This window comes from Enterobacter sp. SENG-6 (assembly GCF_001605945.1).
Lineage (GTDB): Bacteria > Pseudomonadota > Gammaproteobacteria > Enterobacterales > Enterobacteriaceae > Enterobacter > Enterobacter cloacae.
In genome coordinates this window covers 1-17,388 of record NZ_LOMM01000005.1, presented here as the reverse complement: position 1 = coordinate 17,388, position 17,388 = coordinate 1, and the positions used below count along the sequence as shown (strand labels likewise).

The window sequence follows — 17,388 nt, the reverse complement described above, 5'->3', positions numbered from 1 at the left end:
CGCCAGGATATTGATCGCCATTTTGAGATCAAGGAACGCCCATGGAACAACGCCGTTTTTCCGGCAAAGGCCACTGGTACCACGAAACCCAGTCAAACCACGCGCAGACGGATGTCCTGCCTCTGGTGCCCGAAGCCGCTAACGTCGACGATCGTTTTTTGCTCGATTTAGCCTTACCGGATGAGATTGTTACTGCCTGTGCTGGCTGGCTTACTCCTGCCCGGGCGTTATGTCACCGGCTGTTTCCACTCGATATCGCCGTCAACCGTCTGCATACGCTGAGTGCCTACGACAGGCTGAGCACCGCGCTGACGGTGGCGCAGGCCTGCGGGGTTCAGAGGCTCTGTAACCACTACGCCGCCCTTCTCGCCCCCCTTCCCGGCCCGGACTCCTCTCGCGAAAGTAACCGCCGTCTGGCTCAGATCACGCAGTATGCCCGCCAGCTTGCCAGTTCACCGGATGTCATTGATGATAAAGCGCAGAACCAGCTTGATGAGGTGGGCCTGACAACGTATGACATTGTGCTCATCAGCCAGATTATTGGCTTCATCGGTTTTCAGGCCCGCGTGGTAGCAGTATTTCAGGCGCTGCTGGGCCATCCCGTACGCTGGTTGCCGGGACACCATATTCAACCGCACACGCTGCCCGCCAGGCCCGGCGCCTGGATCGCTCTACTGCCTGTCGTGGAACTGCGCTATGCCAGTGCGCATCAACTCGAGTCGCTTTCACGCTGGCAAGCCGAGCCCGCCCTTCAGGCGCTGGCGCCTGTGCTCTGCCACGAACCCACGCTGCTCGATCTGACGGGAGAAATCCTGAACCATTGCCGCAATGAAGACCGGGCCGCGTCGCCAGCGCTCTTAGCGGCCGTGGAGTTGTTGACACGTTCACCGGACCGTTTCAGTGCAGCACAGTTTAACCCGCTCACGGAGGAAGGACTTCCCGCTGGCCGGGCGATTGCACTGCTTACGCGAAGCGCGTTAGACGGCTGGCTGGAGCGCCTGAAAGTGGCGCTTGGCAAAGCGGAATAACCATACTATTTACCCAAAGAGCGCTTGCTGTGGCAGTGAGAATCGCGTAAAACTGTCAGCCGCTCAATGGCTACGAAAATAGAACATTATGTTTCAGGACAACCCGCTGCTAGCGCAGCTTAAACAGCAACTGCATTCCCAGACGCCGCGTGCAGAAGGGGTCGTAAAAGCCACGGAAAAAGGCTTTGGTTTCCTTGAAGTCGACGCGCAGAAAAGCTACTTCATTCCGCCACCGCAGATGAAGAAAGTGATGCACGGCGACCGCGTCATGGCGGTTATTCATACCGAAAAAGAGCGTGAATCTGCCGAGCCGGAAGAACTGATCGAGCCGTTCCTGACCCGTTTTGTGGGCAAGGTGCAGAGAAAAGACGATCGTCTCTCCATCGTGCCGGATCATCCTCTGCTGAAAGACGCCATCCCCTGCCGTGCCGCTCGCGGCGTTGAGCATGATTTTAAAGAAGGTGACTGGGCCGTTGCCGAAATGCGCCGTCATCCACTGAAAGGCGATCGCGGCTTCTATGCGGAACTGACCCAGTTCATCACGTTCGGTGATGACCATTTTGTACCGTGGTGGGTTACGCTTGCGCGCCATAATCTTGAGAAAGAAGCCCCGAACGGCGTCGCCACCGAGATGCAGGACGAAGGTCTGGAGCGTCGCGATCTGACCGCCCTGGAATTTGTCACTATCGACAGCGCCAGTACGCAAGATATGGATGACGCCCTGTATGCTGAAGAACTTGTTGACGGCAAACTGCTGTTAACCGTTGCCATTGCCGATCCTACCGCCTGGATTGCTGAAGGCAGCAAGCTGGACGATATCGCGAAAATCCGTGCGTTCACCAACTATCTGCCGGGCTTTAACATCCCGATGCTGCCTCGTGAACTCTCCGACGATCTCTGTTCGCTGCGGCCGAACGAAGTGCGTCCGGTGCTCGCCTGCCGCATGACCATTGCTGCAGACGGCACAATTGAAGACGATATCGAATTCTTCGCCGCCACCATTGAATCTAAAGCCAAGCTGGCTTACGACGACGTCTCTGACTGGCTGGAGAACACGGGCAGCTGGGAACCGGCCTCTGAGGCCGTTGCCGCACAGATTCGTCTGCTGCACCGCATCTGTCTGAGCCGCAGCGAGTGGCGTCAAACCCATGCGCTGGTGTTCAAGGATCGTCCGGACTATCGCTTCGTTCTGGGCGAAAAAGGTGAAGTGCTGGATATCGTGGCCGAACCACGACGCATTGCGAACCGCATCGTCGAAGAAGCGATGATTTCCGCCAATATTTGTGCCGCACGTGTGCTGCGCGACAAGCTCGGCTTCGGCATCTATAACGTTCATACCGGGTTTGATCCGGCGAACACCGAAGCGCTGGCCGCCTTACTGAAGAACCATGATGTGCATGTTGACCCGGAAGAGGTGCTGACCTTGCAGGGCTTCTGCAAGCTGCGCCGCGAGCTGGACGCACAGCCTTCTGGTTTCCTCGACAGCCGTATTCGTCGCTTCCAGTCCTTTGCCGAGATCAGCACTGAGCCTGGCCCACACTTCGGCCTCGGTCTTGAAGCCTACGCCACCTGGACATCTCCAATTCGTAAGTATGGCGATATGGTTAACCATCGCCTGCTGAAAGCGATCATTAAGGGCGAATCAATTGCGCGTCCTCAGGATGACACGACCCTGCAGATGGCAGATCGTCGGCGCCTGAACCGCATGGCGGAACGTGACGTAGGTGACTGGCTGTACGCCCGCTTCCTGCAGGACAAAGCCGGCACAGACACTCGCTTCGCTGCAGAAATCATTGATATCAGCCGTGGGGGGATGCGCGTACGTCTGGTGGATAATGGAGCGGTGGCCTTTATCCCTGCGCCGTTCCTGCATGCCGTTCGCGATGAACTGGTCTGTAGCCAGGAAAACGGGACTGTGCAAATCAAAGGTGAAACGGTTTACAAGGTCACCGACGTGATTGACGTAACTATCGCCGAAGTCCGCATGGAAACCCGCAGCATCATCGCGCGCCCTGCCGCCTGATAAGCTGTTCAATTGTCGGCCCTTTCCTTGCCGGACGGGCCGACAATTTTTTCTTTTACGCCACGCTGCAAATTCTTCATTTTTTCTTACTATTTTCAGACTTCCCTCGCCCAAATTCGCCAGAATTATCTACAGTAAAAGAGTGCCGTTATATTCGGTTACGTGAATTTTTATTTGCTAAGTATCCTTTTTTACCTGACTCGTTTTATTATAAGAAACCCGGGAAAAAACAATAAGTTCACATCGGTCTGGCCGTGGTCTCACCTCGAAAAAGCCGATTACAACGGAATAAATTGTGCGCTAACAGGCAGCTGCAGGAGAAAACATGATGGACGATCTGGAGCAGAATTTGCTGTTTCGTTACATGGGAACTCACAGCCCCTGGTGGCGACTGACAGCAGACAGCAATGCTCTGCACCTTTCCACCAGCGAAAATGCCGATGTCACTCAGGTGGTGGCGCTGGATGATGAACAGGCCGAACTTATTCGCCAGTTAACCGTCATTACGTCCAGTATCTCTATGACGCTCTCGTTGTACGGCGAAGATGTTCCTGTTCACCTTGTCGGACGCAAAATAACCCGTAATGAGTGGGCCGGAACAGCTTCTGCGTGGAACGATACGCCTTCCGTAGCCCGGGACCTTGCTCAGGGGCTGTCCTTTGCGGAACAAGTGGTTTCGGAAGCCAACTCCGTTATCGTAATCCTCGATCAGAACGGCAATATTCAGCGATTTAACCGCCTGAGCGAGGAGTACACCGGCCTGAAAGAACAAGAAGTTATCGGCCAGAACGTGTTTAAGCTGTTTATGAGCCGCAGTGAAGCGGCAGCCTCTAAGCGCAACATCACCGGCTTCTTTCGCAACGGCAGCTCTTACGAAGTCGAGCGCTGGATCAAAACGCGAAAAGGACAACGGTTGTTTCTGTTCAGAAACAAATTTGTCCACAGCGGCAGCGGTAAAAATGAAATTTTTCTTATCTGTTCCGGCACCGATATTACGGAGGAGCGCCGCGCCCAGGAGCGCCTGCGGGTGCTGGCCAATACCGACACCATCACCGGGTTGCCGAACCGCAACGCGATCCACGAACTGATTTCAGATGCCATAGACAGCCGCGGTGAGACGCAGGTTGGCGTGGTGTATCTCGATCTCGATAACTTCAAAAAGGTGAACGACGCCTACGGACACATGTTTGGCGATCAGTTATTACAGGCGGTCGCGCTGGCCATTCTGAGCTGTCTGGAAGAAGGCCAGGTGCTGGCGCGACTCGGCGGCGATGAATTTATTGTCATGGCCACCAATACCTCTCAGGGTTCTCTGGAAGCGATGGCATCACGCATTCTGACCCGCCTGCGCCAGCCGTTCAGAATTGGTTTGATTGAAATTTATACCGGTTGCTCGTTAGGTATCGCCCTCGCCCCGCAGCACGGTAACGATCGGGAAAGCGTCATCCGCAATGCCGATACCGCCATGTACACCGCAAAAGAGAACGGCCGGGGTAAGTTCTGCGTCTTCTCGCCGGAAATGAACCAGCGCGTGTTTGAGTATCTCTGGCTGGATACCAACCTGCGCAAAGCGCTGGATAACGATCAACTGCTGATCCACTACCAGCCTAAAGTCACCTGGCGCGGTGAAGTCAGAAGCCTTGAAGCGCTGGTGCGCTGGCAATCACCAGAACGCGGGTTAATTCCTCCGCTGGAGTTTATCTCGTATGCTGAGGAGTCAGGGCTGATTGTGCCGCTTGGCCGCTGGGTCATGCTTGATGTGGTTCGCCAGGTGGCGAAATGGCGCGACAAAGGCATTAACCTGCGCGTGGCGGTGAACGTCTCGGCCCGTCAGCTGGCAGATCAAACCATTTTCAGCGACTTAAAACAGGCCCTGAAGGATCTGGATTTTGAATACTGCCCTATCGACGTAGAGTTAACAGAAAGCTGCCTCATTGAAAACGAAGAGCTGGCGCTGTCGGTGATCCAGCAGTTCAGCCAGCTTGGTGCGCAAATCCATCTGGACGATTTTGGTACCGGCTACTCGTCTTTGTCGCAGCTGGCACGCTTCCCCATCGATGCGATAAAACTCGATCAGTCATTTGTCCGGGCTATTCATAAACAGTCTATTTCCCAGTCGCTGGTGCGGGCCATCGTCGCGGTGGCGCAGGCACTGAATTTGCAGGTCATTGCCGAAGGTGTGGAGAACGCAAAAGAAGACGCCTTTCTGACTAAGAACGGCGTCAACGAACGGCAGGGTTTTCTCTTTGCTAAGCCCATGCCCGCTGCCGCATTCGAGCGATGGCTAAAGCGATATCAGGCGCGTAAACAGCACTAACTGGCTTTGCGTAAACCCGCCGCCTGGTGGCGGTTTTGCAGCATGACCAGACGCTCCATATAAGCGATATCTTTTGGTTCAAGGCAGAACGCAGCGTCAACCCAATCTTCCGTGATATCCATCAGCTCACTGCGAGGCAGCTGCAGCACGCGGGTACGGGCGCGTAACATCGCCTTTACGCCGTTCATCTTCGGCCGCAGCGTGTCAATGAACGTTCTGACGGAGACGTAACTTTGTCCGGGTTCGAACAGGACATCCACTAACCCATGCTGTTCATACCATTCTGCCGTATGAGACTCCCCTTTGTAGATGAGCTCCTCCGCCAGCTTCATGCCTGAGCGGCGAGCAACCAGCGAGTACCCCCCCATGCCGGGGAAAAGGTTGAAGGCGATCTCAGGGAAGCCTAAGCGGGCATCGCGCTGAGACAGCACAAAGTGGTGCGCCAGCGCGGCTTCGAATCCGCCCCCTAACGCACTGCCTTCGACCATCGCCAGGGTAATAGCCCCCGTATCAAACCCCCGTGACGCCGCATGAACGCAGTCCACGCAGGCACGGGCATAGGCTCTTAACGCTTCGCGGCGTCCGTTTTGGATACATTCGACAAAGAACTGTAAATCACCTCCCGCATTGTACATCTCGGGTACCAGCGAACCGGTAACCCAAAAATCGACCGCAAACCCGGACTGGCGAACAAGCCAGGAGAGGTTCATGATCTCTTCGATTAACGCATGGTTGAAGCAAGGTCGTGGCTGCGCCCGCAACATCATCCAGACTGTGCGGCGCTCCTCCTCATAATACCCGGACAACTGAGTGAAACGTTCAGTATCGGTAAACAGTGTGCAGGTAGTCTGATTGATAACTGTCATAGTCTAATTCCTCATATAAAAAAGCGCCTTGCGCGCAGTTTTAGACTAATCCACTCATTCATCACGCTGCATGCGGGGGAATAAATTTATTACTTTCATTTATGTAATTTAGTTATTGCATTTTTTCCCTTCTCTTTTGAATCCATTTTCTGCATCATTGAAAATATTAACTTTTCGTACCCGGGATGAGATTATGTCTAACATTGATGCGCAGGCCGTAGCCCAACGAATTGATACCGTGCTGGATATACTGGTGGCGGGCGATTATCACTCTGCGATCCGTAACCTTGAGATCCTGAAGTCTGAACTTCTGGCTCAGAATGGCGCCGAAACCGCGTCAGAAAACAGACAGCCAAAAGCCCCGTGGGAAGTTTAACCACGCCCTATCCGCCCTCGTTTCGCTTTATTAAATGGATGCTATGAATTCCCGACAACAAATCATTTTGCAGATGGTCATCGATCAGGGGCGCGTGAGCGTCGTCGATCTCGCTAAAACGACAGGCGTTTCTGAAGTCACCATCCGTCAGGATCTGAATCTACTCGAAAAACAGAGCTACCTGCGTCGTGCGCATGGGTATGCGGTCCCGCTGGACAGCGAGGACGTAGAAACCCGCATGATGAATAACTATGCCCTCAAACGTGAGCTGGCTGAGTTTGCCGCGTCCTTAGTGAACAATGGCGAAACGGTCTTTATTGAGAACGGCAGTAGCAACGCCCTGCTGGCCCGCACCCTGGCCGAGCAAAAAGACATCACCATCATTACCGTCAGTAGCTATATCGCTCACTTGCTGAAGGAGACACGCTGCGAGGTCATCCTGCTGGGCGGTATCTATCAGAAAAAAAGTGAGAGCATGGTCGGCCCGCTGACGCGTCAGTACGTGCAGCAGGTGCATTTCAGCAAGGCCTTCATCGGTATTGACGGCTGGCAGCCAGAAACCGGCTTTACCGGCCGGGATATGATGCGTTCAGACGTTGTGAACGCGGTACTGGAAAAAGAGTGTGACGCAATCGTGCTGACCGATAGCTCAAAATTTGGCGCGGTCCATCCTTATACGATGGGGCCAATATCCCGGTTCAGCCGTGTAATTACCGATGACCGTCTGAGCGAAGCGCATCGGAATAAACTCCAGGAAGACGGACTTATCGTCGACATTATTAAAAAACCCGCCTGAGTCCGCGAGCGCCTGAATTTCAGGCGCCTCTTAACCTCTCTCTGAGAGGAATCCTAACCCCCCTTTAAGAGTTTTTACCTGTTTAACTGACCCTGAAGACGTAAAATTAATGTTAGCGATATAACAGGAAGTGACTATCACCTGCGTGATGACGTAACACCTGCGCGACCAGCTTTCACGGAGAACAGAATTTAAGTATTCGTTTAGTCTATACTTAAAGCGTGCATCTTTCCGTGAATCGATAATTCAGGAGAAAGTATTATGACCTTAACCAGCAAAAAATTAGCCGCCGCTGTTCTGGCAATCACTGTAGCAATGTCCCTGAGCGCATGCTCTAACTGGTCTAAACGTGACCGTAACACCGCTATTGGTGCCGGTGCTGGTGCACTGGGTGGTGCAGTATTAACAGACGGTAGTACGCTGGGTACATTAGGTGGTGCTGCTGTTGGTGGTATTATCGGTCACCAGGTCGGCAAATAATTATTATACGCCCTGATGGGCATCGCGATATTTATCGCATTTCAGGTCTGACTTACGCACGTATAAAACAAGAGCCACGGTAAATACCGTGGCTCATTTATTTTAGCCGCCCGCCAGTTTTACTTTCATCCCTTTGGCTTCGAGATGCGATTTAATGACATCGCGTTTATCACCCTGGATTTCGATTATCCCGTCTTTGACGGCACCGCCGCAGCCACATTTCTTTTTCAGTTCAGCCGCCAGTTTCGCCAGTTCTGCATCATCCAGATCGATACCCGTGATAAGGCAAACACCCTTACCTTTACGCCCGCTGGTCTGGCGCTGGATACGGACAATACCGTCGCCCTTTGGGTGCTCTGCTTTCGCTTTCGGTTCATCAATGCGCCCGGTTTCGGTTGAATAGACCAGACGGCTGTTTGAGTCGGTCATTACGCCCCCTTTTTCAGTGATGCGTTGATAGCCTTAAGCGTCTCTGCCGGATTGGCAGATTGTGTCACCGGACGGCCGATGACCATGTAGTCCACGCCTGCCGCCAGCGCCTGCTCAGGGGTCATAATACGGCGCTGATCGCCAGCCTCGCTACCCGCTGGGCGGATACCCGGCGTGACCAGTTTGAAATTCTGGCCCAGCTCCGTTTTGAAACGCACCGCTTCCTGCGCGGAACAGACTACACCGTCCAGGCCGCAATTCTGCGTCAGCCGCGCAAGACGTTCTGCATGTTCAGCCGGTGACAACGTCACACCGAGGTCATGCAGGTCATTTTCGTCCATGCTGGTCAGCACCGTTACCGCAATCAACAAGGGGGCGTCGCTGCCAAACGGCAGAAGCGCTTCACGCGCGGCTGTCATCATTCTCGCCCCACCCGATGCATGCACGTTAACCATCCATACACCCAATTCTGCAGCCGCGGCAACGGCATGCGCCGTGGTGTTTGGAATATCATGGAATTTGAGGTCGAGGAAAACGTCAAAACCGCGCTGTTGCAGATCGCGTACGATTTGCGGTCCAAATAACGTAAACATCTCTTTGCCCACTTTAAGGCGACAGTCGCGAGGATCAATACCGTCGACAAAAGCCAGAGCAGCGTCACGTTTATTGTAATCAAGAGCAACAACAACAGGAGAATCAGTAACTACGCGGGAAGTGGAGGAAGTAACAGACGTCATGACCAGCCCTTTTCGTCTATGGGCGCGCAGCGGCGCGGAACAGATAAACGGCGTGCATTCTACCTGCCAGCGCCACAAATTGACAGGATCGTTTTATTCCCTGCCAGGCTGGCAAACCGCACGATGCTGAATGGGATTATAAAAGTAATAAGTATGTTGTAACTAAAGTGAGGAGTTTTAAAAATTACTGCCCATCGAGACCGCGAATAGGCTTGATGGTTGACCAGGCCCGGCATGAAGGACAGTGCCAGTACAGCGTATACGCGGTAAAACCACACTTCTGACAGCGGTAGCGCGGCTTGCTACGCACCTGTTCGCCCACCATGTCACGCAGCACCATCAGGCTCTCTTTAGCACGCCCTTCTTCTGCGTCGTTCAGGTGGTAATCCATCAGCTTATGGAAAACCCGCATGGTAGGATGACGCTGCAGCTGACGCGTAATATAAACCTGCGCCGTGTCGCTGCCCTCATGCTGCTCCACTACGTCGGAAAGCATCAGCTCCGCGGTGGCTCCGGTGTTCTCTTCCACGCAGCGGCGCAGGAACGCTACCCATTCATCCTGTTTACCCAGCTGTTGATAACAGGTCTGCAGCATTTCAAGGGTTTCACTGACCAGCTCTTTGTCCTGATCAATGACGCGCAGCAGGCTTTCAACGGCTTTGGCATAGTCGCCACTCGCCATAAACACGCGCCCCATCATGATGGAAATACGCGCGCTGTTGCGGTCTGCGGCGGCCCCTTTCTTCAGCAACGCCATGGCTTTGTCCATGTCGTCGTTCCCCATCTGCTGCAGGGCCAGTTCGCAGTAAAAATGGGCTATCTCGACGCGCTGTTTGTCTTTACCCAACTTAACCAGACGTTCAGCGGTATCAATGGCTTTCTGCCAGTCGCTGGTGGCCTGGTAAATCTGCAGCAGCTGCTGCAGCGCACCTATGCGGAAATCTGTTTCATCCACCAGTTGCGAGAACATGTCTTCCGCACGGTCATACAACCCTGCCGCCATGTAGTCGCGGCCCAGCTGTTGTACTGCCAGCAGGCGCTGATCGTAAGTTAACGAGGCGCTTTCCATGAGGGTCTGGTGAATACGAATGGCACGGTCAACCTCGCCGCGCGAGCGGAACAGGTTGCCCAGGGTCAGGTGTGCTTCAACGGTCCCTGTGTCCTCTTTTAACATGTCGAGGAACAGGTCGACCGCTTTATCCTGTTGATTGCTCAGGAGGAAGTTCACCCCTGCAACGTAGTCGCGGGAGAGTCGGTTTGCCTCATCCTGTTTTGTTTGTTGCGCACTTCTGCGGCCCATATACCAGCCATAGGCAGCGGCTACAGGCAAAAGCAGAAACAACAACTCCAGCATATTCGATTATTCCTTGACGACCGGCACACCAGAGCTTTCCGGGATGTCGGACGCAGGCGCAATTTGATGTTCGAGGCGTTTAATTTTACGTTCAGCGCGCGCAAGCGAAACACGTACTTTTAACCAGAACAGACCGCAAACCAGCCAGCCGATGGCGAAACCCGCTGCGAACAAGACCGCCAGCAGGCTCGAAACCCGATACTCGCCCTGCGCCAGCAGATAGTTAAACGTCACCTGTTGATCGTTTTGTGCACCCAATGTGACTGAAATGACAAAAATCGCCAATACCAGTAAGAAAATGAGTAAATATTTCACATTACTTCCCGTTATGTGGTTCAAGCGAATAAAGTGTGTTCAACTTACCGCAATCAGCCTTATAAACTACCATTTTAGCGACGGGCGCGAAACGGAAAAAGTGACGCGCCCGTCATGGATTTATGGGCTGAATGCGCAAAATCAACCTTCAGACGCCACTGTGCTCCCTTTCGGCGATCTCTTCTTTCTCTTCCGGCGGCGGCGTTAACGGACCGCAGAGCCGTTCAGCCAGCCAGGTGGCAAGGGTAACAAGCAGCCATGAAATGAGCGTCGCCACCACTAAATCGCGTGGCCAGTGCATGCCCAGCAGTAGACGGCTCCCCATCACCCCCGTCGCCCAGACCAGTAAAATGGCGATAGTGACAGTACGACGCCGCGGCCATAAAAGGCCGACGGCAAGAAGTGCCCAACTGGCGGCGAACATGGTGTGCCCGGATGGAAACGCAAAGCCGGTCTCTTTTTGCCAGTGTTTACGTAAAAACGTCGGGATATCCTGCTGTTCCGCAAGCTGTTCTTTTACCAGCGCACCGCGATCTTTACGTTTTAAATTGTAGAACTCATTCACCGGAACATGATGCGTTTTTTCCAGCCAGACCACAAAAGGCCGCGGCTCCTGCACATGGCCTTTCACCCAGGATTTTACCCCCTGGCCAACAAGAATCGCCCCACCGAGGATAGCAAAGAGCACCAGCGCTGCGCGGAGACGAAAGCGCAGGCACCACAAAAACCAGGCGCAAAGCACTACATGAGTAATGATGCCCCATGGCTGGGTGACCGTCTCTGTTATCCAGTATAACGTTTTCAGCCACAGGGTATTGTGCCCGGGCTGCCACATCCAGCCTGATACCCAAACGGCTAATGGCATTATCAATAATATGGCCGCACCTGCTGCCGTTCGTCTGGCGATTGAAAGCATGTCTTCTCCTTTTTCGCTAAGCGTCACAATCATAACTGAAATTCATCCGACGGGTGGATATGTCGGATCGTGCGTTTAACGTTCGTATAGCATGGCAGCCATTAGGCGAACCTGCTGAGCTTGTGGCAAAATGAACGGATACAGAAAGCAAAAACAGGCGGAAGACACGAAACGTGTCAGCCTACTCTGGAGAATCACATGCAGCTTAAACGTGTGGCAGAAGCCAAACTGCCAACCCCATGGGGCGATTTCCTGATGGTGGGATTTGAAGAACTGGCGACCGGACAGGATCACGTCGCGCTGGTGTACGGCGACATTTCAGGACAAACCCCGGTACTTTCTCGCGTTCATTCGGAGTGTCTTACCGGTGATGCGTTGTTCAGCCTGCGCTGTGATTGCGGTTTCCAGCTGGAGGCAGCGCTCTCTCATATTGCCGAAGAGGGTCGCGGTGTGCTGCTTTATCACCGCCAGGAAGGGCGCAATATTGGCCTGCTGAATAAAATCCGCGCCTACGCGCTGCAGGACCAGGGGTACGACACGGTAGAAGCAAACCACCAGCTCGGCTTCGCTGCCGATGAGCGCGATTTCACGCTGTGTGCGGATATGTTTAAGCTGCTGGGCGTGGATGAAGTACGCCTGCTGACTAACAACCCGAAAAAAGTCGAAATTCTGACCGAAGCGGGGATCAATATCGTTGAGCGTGTACCGCTCATTGTGGGACGTAACCCAAAAAACGCGCACTACCTCGATACCAAAGCCGCCAAAATGGGGCATCTGCTGAGCGAGTGATCGCGAAGTGCCCGGCAACGCCATCGCGTGCCGGGCTGGCTCCATCAGTCCAGCATCTTACGAATCACGTAATGTAGAATGCCGTCGTTCTGGTAATAGGTGAGTTCTGTTGCCGTATCGATACGACACCGGCAGTCGAGCACCTCTGTTTTACCGTCTGCGCGCGTTAATTTCACCGGCACCGTTTTACCCGGCTGCAGATTTTGCAGGCCGCTGATGTCAATCAGCTCTTCCCCGGTGAGTCCCAGCGTTTTACGGGTGACGCCCTGCGGGAATTCGAGTGGCAGGATCCCCATCCCTATCAGGTTTGAACGGTGGATACGTTCAAACGATTCGGCAATCACCACCCGAACCCCAAGCAGACGCGGGCCTTTCGCCGCCCAGTCACGGCTGGAGCCAGAGCCGTACTCTTTCCCGGCGATAACCGCCAGCGGCGTGCCTTCCTGCTGGTATTTGACGGCGGCGTCATAAATTGAGATCACGTCGCTCCCCGGCAAATGTCGCGTCATGCCCCCTTCCACGCCCGGCACCATTTCATTGCGGATACGGATATTGGCAAACGTGCCGCGCATCATCACTTCATGGTTACCACGACGTGAGCCATAGGAGTTGAAATCCCGGCGCTCCACACCCCGGCTCTGCAGGTAACGGCCTGCTGGACTGTCGGCTTTGATGCTTCCCGCCGGCGATATGTGGTCCGTGGTGACGGAGTCTCCCAGCATCGCCAGAATGCGCGCGCCGTGGATATCCTGCAGCGGTGCAGGTTCAGCCAGCATCTCATCGAAGAACGGCGACAGGCGGATATAGGTCGAATCATCCTGCCAGTCATAGGTATCTGAGCCCACGACATCGATGGCCTTCCATTCCGGCGTACCTTCAAACACCTCCGCATACTCTTTGCGGAACATTTCGGTAGAAACTTTCTCTACCGCCAATGCAATTTCCCGGGCAGATGGCCAGATATCCTTCAGATAGACCGGATCATTCTTGCGATCGTGGCCAATCGGATCGGTGACCAGGTTGATATTCATATTCCCGGCCAGAGCGTATGCCACAACCAGCGGTGGAGACGCCAGCCAGTTGGTCTTGACCAGCGGATGAATACGGCCTTCAAAGTTTCGGTTACCGGAGAGAACGGCCCCGACGGTGAGATCGCCCTGCTTGATCGCCATCTCAATCGGTTCAGGTAACGGACCCGAGTTCCCGATACAGGTGGTGCAACCGTACCCCACCAGGTTAAAGCCCAGTTCATCCAGATACGGCGTTAATCTGGCCTGTGCAAGGTAATCTGAAACCACTTTGGAGCCCGGTGCCAGAGAGGCTTTTACCCACGGCTGTGGCTTAAGCCCCAGCTCTACCGCTTTCTTCGCCAGCAGACCGGCGGCCATCAGCACGCTGGGGTTCGACGTATTTGTACAGGAGGTTATGGCTGCAATGACAACCGCACCATCCGGAAGCTGATACTGATGTCCGTTCAGGACATAGTCGATTGGGCGGTGGTCTTTTTTCGCCGTGTTAACTTCCAGTTCATTACTGGCGGCAAAGGCTTTCGGTACGTCACTCAACGCCACCCGATCCTGCGGACGTTTTGGCCCCGCCAGGCTCGCCTCGACGGTTCCCATATCCAGTTCAAGTGTGCTGGTAAATACCGGTTCATCGCCCGGGTTACGCCACATCCCCTGCGCTTTGGTATACGCTTCAACCAGCGCCACCTGCTCTTCGCTACGGCCACTCAGGCGCATATATTCCAGCGTGACAGTATCGATGGGGAAAAAGCCGCAGGTTGCGCCATACTCCGGCGCCATGTTGGCGATGGTGGCACGGTCGGCAAGCGGTAATGAATCCAGCCCGTCACCGTAGAATTCGACAAATTTACCCACCACACCATGCTTACGCAGCATCTGCGTTACGGTAAGTACCAGGTCTGTGGCGGTAATGCCTTCCGACAGTTTGCCGGTAAGCTTAAAGCCCACCACATCAGGGATCAGCATCGATACCGGCTGGCCAAGCATGGCCGCTTCGGCTTCAATTCCGCCAACGCCCCAGCCCAGAACGCCCAGGCCGTTAATCATGGTGGTGTGCGAATCGGTGCCCACCAGAGTATCCGGATAGGCCACCCACTCTTTATCCTGCAATTCACTCCAGACCGCTTTGCCCAGGTATTCAAGATTCACCTGGTGGCAGATACCCGTACCGGGCGGAACGACGCTAAAGCGGCTAAAGGCCTGCTGCCCCCACTTCAGAAAGACGTAACGTTCGTGGTTACGCTCCATTTCCAGACGTACGTTTTCGCCAAAGGCATCGTCGTCACCAAAGTGGTCCACGGTGACAGAGTGGTCGATAACGAGATCAACGGGAGAGAGCGGATTTACTTTAGCGGTATCGCCGCCAAGGCGCTTCACCGCTTCGCGCATTGCCGCAAGGTCAACCACAGCAGGGACCCCGGTAAAGTCCTGCATCAGGACCCTTGCCGGTCGATAGGCAATTTCTCTGTCAGCATGGGCATGCTTAAGCCACCCTGCCAGTGCCTGGATATCTTCAAGGGTGACGGAATCACCATCCTGCCAGCGTAAGAGGTTTTCCAGTAAAACTTTCAAGGACTTGGGTAAACGCGAAATGTCCCCAAGCGTCCTGGCTGCCAGCGGCAGGCTGTAGTAGTGCCAGGTTTTATTTTCTGCCTGTAATGTGTCCTTACTGGCTTCGCGTAGGGTTACCGACATAAGCTCCTCCTTAATTACAGAGATGTCCTGACAATCATCAGGGCTGTAATTAAAGATAACACAAAGATGTCGTAACGTTTTGATAACAACCCAAAATGATAAATCCAGGAATGTTCCAGTGCGGGGGAGAAAACAAAAAACCCCGCCGTAGCGAGGTTTTACGATTTAGTGGAGGGCCAGCCAGATAAGCTGTGACCAGAACAGAATCGACGCGGAAAAAACGCCGAGCCATGACCAGTATTTCATAGACATCATGTTATTCATCATAGGGACACCAGGCATTATTTATTAAAGGTTCCGAGGTCTGCCCTCAGTTCAATATTGCTGATGTGTATTTATTAAAGAGTAAAAATGCATTGAGCCTTTATTCAGACTATTTGCATCATTACGCAATTAAGTAAATTATTGTTTTTTGGGTTCGTCTTCTGCGAACACATCAATAAACGCTTGCTGTTGCGGCGTCAGTTTCCAGGACGCGGGTACGGCAGTGGCAGGTGCTTTGCGCACTTTGTGGCCCCTGTCACGAAGCTGACACATCTGTTTAACTGTTTCTGTACGTACCGTCACTGCCATATTCAACCCCAATAGTTCCAGGCCAGGAAAGCAACCACCACCCAAAACAAGGCGGAGACGAGAAAGACCGCCAGCCAGGCTTTACGCTTGAGCGCAGGATCCCTTTGCGGTTCTTCACTTCCTGAAGGCATTGCTAACCTCATACAATCGATATCGCTTATCATTTAGAGACCAAACAATTGGTACAATTAATCATCTGTTGAGATAAATCCTAAAGAAACTTTAGCCGAAAAGCCAGTGAATTTACGTATCTATTGATGGGAAATATTCATTCTTTTGACCAGAAATAAATATTTGAAAGGAAATATTTGCGAAGCCAAAAATTAGTTCTACTTTTGTCGCCAATTCACGACATTATAACCACACTAAATAAATGGTTAATGACATTATACGGCAGTTAAGTGCAGATGATGATAATTCTAATTTAGCTTTGAGAGGTTATTTCGGTATCTTTCCTGGGCGGAAAGATACCGGGAGTGATTATTTTGCCGGAAGTTTGATGTCTTTAAACATCTCTTCGATATCTTCATTTGAACGTAATGCCACGGCCGTATCGACCACGTCGCGCGTTAAATGTGGGGCAAAGCGCTGAATAAAATCATACATATAGCTACGCAGGAAGGTACTGCGACGGAAACCAATCTTAGTGGTGCTATGGCTGAAAATATCATGCGCATCAAGACGCACGAGGTCAGGGTCAGATACGGGATCAACCGCCATGCTGGCAATCACCCCTACCCCCAGTCCAAGCCGCACGTAGGTCTTAATTACGTCAGCATCGGTTGCGGTGAAGACGATACGCGGCGTTAATCCTGCACGATTGAATGCAGTATCAAGCTCGGAGCGCCCGGTAAAGCCGAAGGTATACGTCACTAAGGGGTATTGCGCCAGCTCTTCAATAGTGACCGACCCTTTACCGGCTAACGGGTGATCGGGCGTGACGACAATAGAACGGTTCCAGTGATAGCACGGCAGCATAACCAGATCGTCATACAGATGCAGCGCTTCGGTTGCGATAGCAAAGTCCGCATTACCCTTCGAAACCGCCTCAGCGATTTGCGTCGGCGAGCCCTGATGCATATGGAGAGAGACGCGTGGATAGCGCTCAATAAAGCCCTTAATAACGCCCGGCAGCGCATAGCGTGCCTGGGTATGGGTGGTGGCAATATACAGCGACCCTTTATCCGGCCAGGTATGCTCACCCGCCACCGATTTAATGGCGTCGACTTTAGAGAGAACCTCCCGCGCGATGCGGATAATCTCCTGCCCTGCTGGCGTCACCTGGGTGAGGTGTTTACCGCTACGAGCAAAAATCTGAATACCTAACTCATCTTCCAGCATGCGGACCTGCTTGCTGATACCCGGCTGAGAGGTATATAGCCCCTCAGCGGTAGAAGAGACGTTAAGGTTGTGGTTTACCACCTCAACAATATAACGAAGCTGCTGTAATTTCATGCCAGACCATCCGATTTAGCGCATGCGGTCAATCGCTTAAGACGATTTGATAATAAGAAAAGGGTTAACTATAACCACTATATCATTTATAGCCTGACTGTATAGTACGGAACAAAAAATAATAACAAGGTAATAAGTATCCTCCGGCATAGCCGGAGGTTTTTCAAATGCGCCTGTAAGGCTCTGTTACCAGCCGCGCCCTAACAGGCGCATC

The 17,388-nt window shown here is 53.3% G+C and carries 17 protein-coding genes; 7 read left to right on the top strand and 10 right to left on the bottom strand.

Annotated features, from left to right (window positions below):
• The first annotated feature begins 41 nt into the window (after nucleotides 1–41).
• The 3 genes from AX755_RS03120 to pdeR all read left to right on the top strand — a co-directional run bounded on the left by AX755_RS03120 (nucleotide 42) and on the right by pdeR (nucleotide 5,368).
• Nucleotides 42–1,028 carry a CMD domain-containing protein gene (locus tag AX755_RS03120; RefSeq protein WP_062856254.1) on the top strand — a complete coding sequence of 329 codons (987 nt, stop codon included), beginning with the start codon at nucleotides 42–44 and terminating at the stop codon, nucleotides 1,026–1,028.
• Between the two features lie 88 nt (nucleotides 1,029–1,116).
• Nucleotides 1,117–3,051 carry an exoribonuclease II gene (locus AX755_RS03115; RefSeq protein ID WP_062856253.1) on the top strand — a complete coding sequence of 645 codons (1,935 nt, stop codon included), beginning with the start codon at nucleotides 1,117–1,119 and terminating at the stop codon, nucleotides 3,049–3,051.
• 325 nt (nucleotides 3,052–3,376) lie between these two features.
• Entirely contained in the window at nucleotides 3,377–5,368 is a 1,992-nt protein-coding gene (gene pdeR, locus AX755_RS03110; protein WP_062856252.1) for a cyclic di-GMP phosphodiesterase, read from the top strand.
• On the opposite strand, the gene AX755_RS03105 is transcribed toward pdeR, so the two are convergent.
• Nucleotides 5,365–6,234: a crotonase/enoyl-CoA hydratase family protein gene (locus AX755_RS03105; RefSeq protein ID WP_045903104.1), complete on the bottom strand. Its 870-nt coding sequence runs from the start codon at nucleotides 6,232–6,234 to the stop codon at nucleotides 5,365–5,367. The two genes, pdeR and AX755_RS03105, sit on opposite strands and share 4 nt — an antisense overlap.
• A 193-nt stretch (nucleotides 6,235–6,427) precedes the next feature.
• On the opposite strand from AX755_RS03105, the gene AX755_RS03100 reads away from it, so the two are divergent.
• From AX755_RS03100 to osmB, 3 genes are all read left to right on the top strand, one after another.
• A complete protein-coding gene (locus tag AX755_RS03100; RefSeq protein ID WP_020690946.1) occupies nucleotides 6,428–6,610 on the top strand; it encodes a YciZ family protein in 183 nt (60 codons plus the stop codon).
• Nucleotides 6,611–6,653: 43 nt separating this feature from the next.
• Nucleotides 6,654–7,406 carry a DNA-binding transcriptional regulator YciT gene (gene yciT / locus AX755_RS03095; protein ID WP_013096378.1) on the top strand — a complete coding sequence of 251 codons (753 nt, stop codon included), beginning with the start codon at nucleotides 6,654–6,656 and terminating at the stop codon, nucleotides 7,404–7,406.
• A gap of 261 nt (nucleotides 7,407–7,667) precedes the next feature.
• Nucleotides 7,668–7,886, top strand: coding sequence for an osmotically-inducible lipoprotein OsmB (gene osmB / locus AX755_RS03090; protein WP_008501216.1), 219 nt, complete (start codon nucleotides 7,668–7,670; stop codon nucleotides 7,884–7,886).
• A 102-nt stretch (nucleotides 7,887–7,988) separates the two neighbouring features.
• Here the strand turns inward: osmB and yciH are convergent, their stop codons facing one another.
• The 5 genes from yciH to pgpB form a co-directional block, all read right to left on the bottom strand.
• Nucleotides 7,989–8,315: a stress response translation initiation inhibitor YciH gene (yciH, locus tag AX755_RS03085; RefSeq protein WP_062856251.1), complete on the bottom strand. Its 327-nt coding sequence runs from the start codon at nucleotides 8,313–8,315 to the stop codon at nucleotides 7,989–7,991.
• The gene (pyrF, locus tag AX755_RS03080) at nucleotides 8,315–9,052 is read right to left on the bottom strand and encodes an orotidine-5'-phosphate decarboxylase (RefSeq protein WP_062856250.1); all 738 of its coding nucleotides are present in this window, start codon (nucleotides 9,050–9,052) and stop codon (nucleotides 8,315–8,317) included. Before pyrF ends, yciH begins: the two co-directional genes overlap by 1 nt.
• A gap of 184 nt (nucleotides 9,053–9,236) precedes the next feature.
• Entirely contained in the window at nucleotides 9,237–10,406 is a 1,170-nt protein-coding gene (lapB, locus tag AX755_RS03075; RefSeq protein ID WP_013096375.1) for a lipopolysaccharide assembly protein LapB, read from the bottom strand.
• 6 nt (nucleotides 10,407–10,412) lie between these two features.
• Nucleotides 10,413–10,721 carry a LapA family protein gene (locus tag AX755_RS03070; protein ID WP_013096374.1) on the bottom strand — a complete coding sequence of 103 codons (309 nt, stop codon included), beginning with the start codon at nucleotides 10,719–10,721 and terminating at the stop codon, nucleotides 10,413–10,415.
• 148 nt (nucleotides 10,722–10,869) lie between these two features.
• Nucleotides 10,870–11,637: a phosphatidylglycerophosphatase B gene (gene pgpB / locus AX755_RS03065; RefSeq protein WP_028027956.1), complete on the bottom strand. Its 768-nt coding sequence runs from the start codon at nucleotides 11,635–11,637 to the stop codon at nucleotides 10,870–10,872.
• A 198-nt stretch (nucleotides 11,638–11,835) separates the two neighbouring features.
• On the opposite strand from pgpB, the gene ribA reads away from it, so the two are divergent.
• The gene (ribA, locus tag AX755_RS03060) at nucleotides 11,836–12,426 is read left to right on the top strand and encodes a GTP cyclohydrolase II (RefSeq protein ID WP_013096372.1); all 591 of its coding nucleotides are present in this window, start codon (nucleotides 11,836–11,838) and stop codon (nucleotides 12,424–12,426) included.
• A 44-nt stretch (nucleotides 12,427–12,470) separates the two neighbouring features.
• Here ribA and acnA read toward each other — a convergent pair whose 3' ends face one another.
• The 4 genes from acnA to cysB all read right to left on the bottom strand — a co-directional run bounded on the left by acnA (nucleotide 12,471) and on the right by cysB (nucleotide 17,174).
• The gene (gene acnA / locus AX755_RS03055) at nucleotides 12,471–15,146 is read right to left on the bottom strand and encodes an aconitate hydratase AcnA (RefSeq protein ID WP_020690941.1); all 2,676 of its coding nucleotides are present in this window, start codon (nucleotides 15,144–15,146) and stop codon (nucleotides 12,471–12,473) included.
• A 165-nt stretch (nucleotides 15,147–15,311) separates the two neighbouring features.
• On the bottom strand, nucleotides 15,312–15,410 hold the full coding sequence (gene ymiC, locus AX755_RS25675) for a small membrane protein YmiC (RefSeq protein WP_044159376.1): 99 nt from the start codon (nucleotides 15,408–15,410) through the stop codon (nucleotides 15,312–15,314).
• Nucleotides 15,411–15,721: 311 nt separating this feature from the next.
• Nucleotides 15,722–15,862: a YmiA family putative membrane protein gene (locus AX755_RS03040; RefSeq protein WP_213382645.1), complete on the bottom strand. Its 141-nt coding sequence runs from the start codon at nucleotides 15,860–15,862 to the stop codon at nucleotides 15,722–15,724.
• A gap of 337 nt (nucleotides 15,863–16,199) precedes the next feature.
• A complete protein-coding gene (gene cysB, locus AX755_RS03035; RefSeq protein WP_006175683.1) occupies nucleotides 16,200–17,174 on the bottom strand; it encodes an HTH-type transcriptional regulator CysB in 975 nt (324 codons plus the stop codon).
• Between the last annotated feature and the right edge of the window lie 214 nt (nucleotides 17,175–17,388).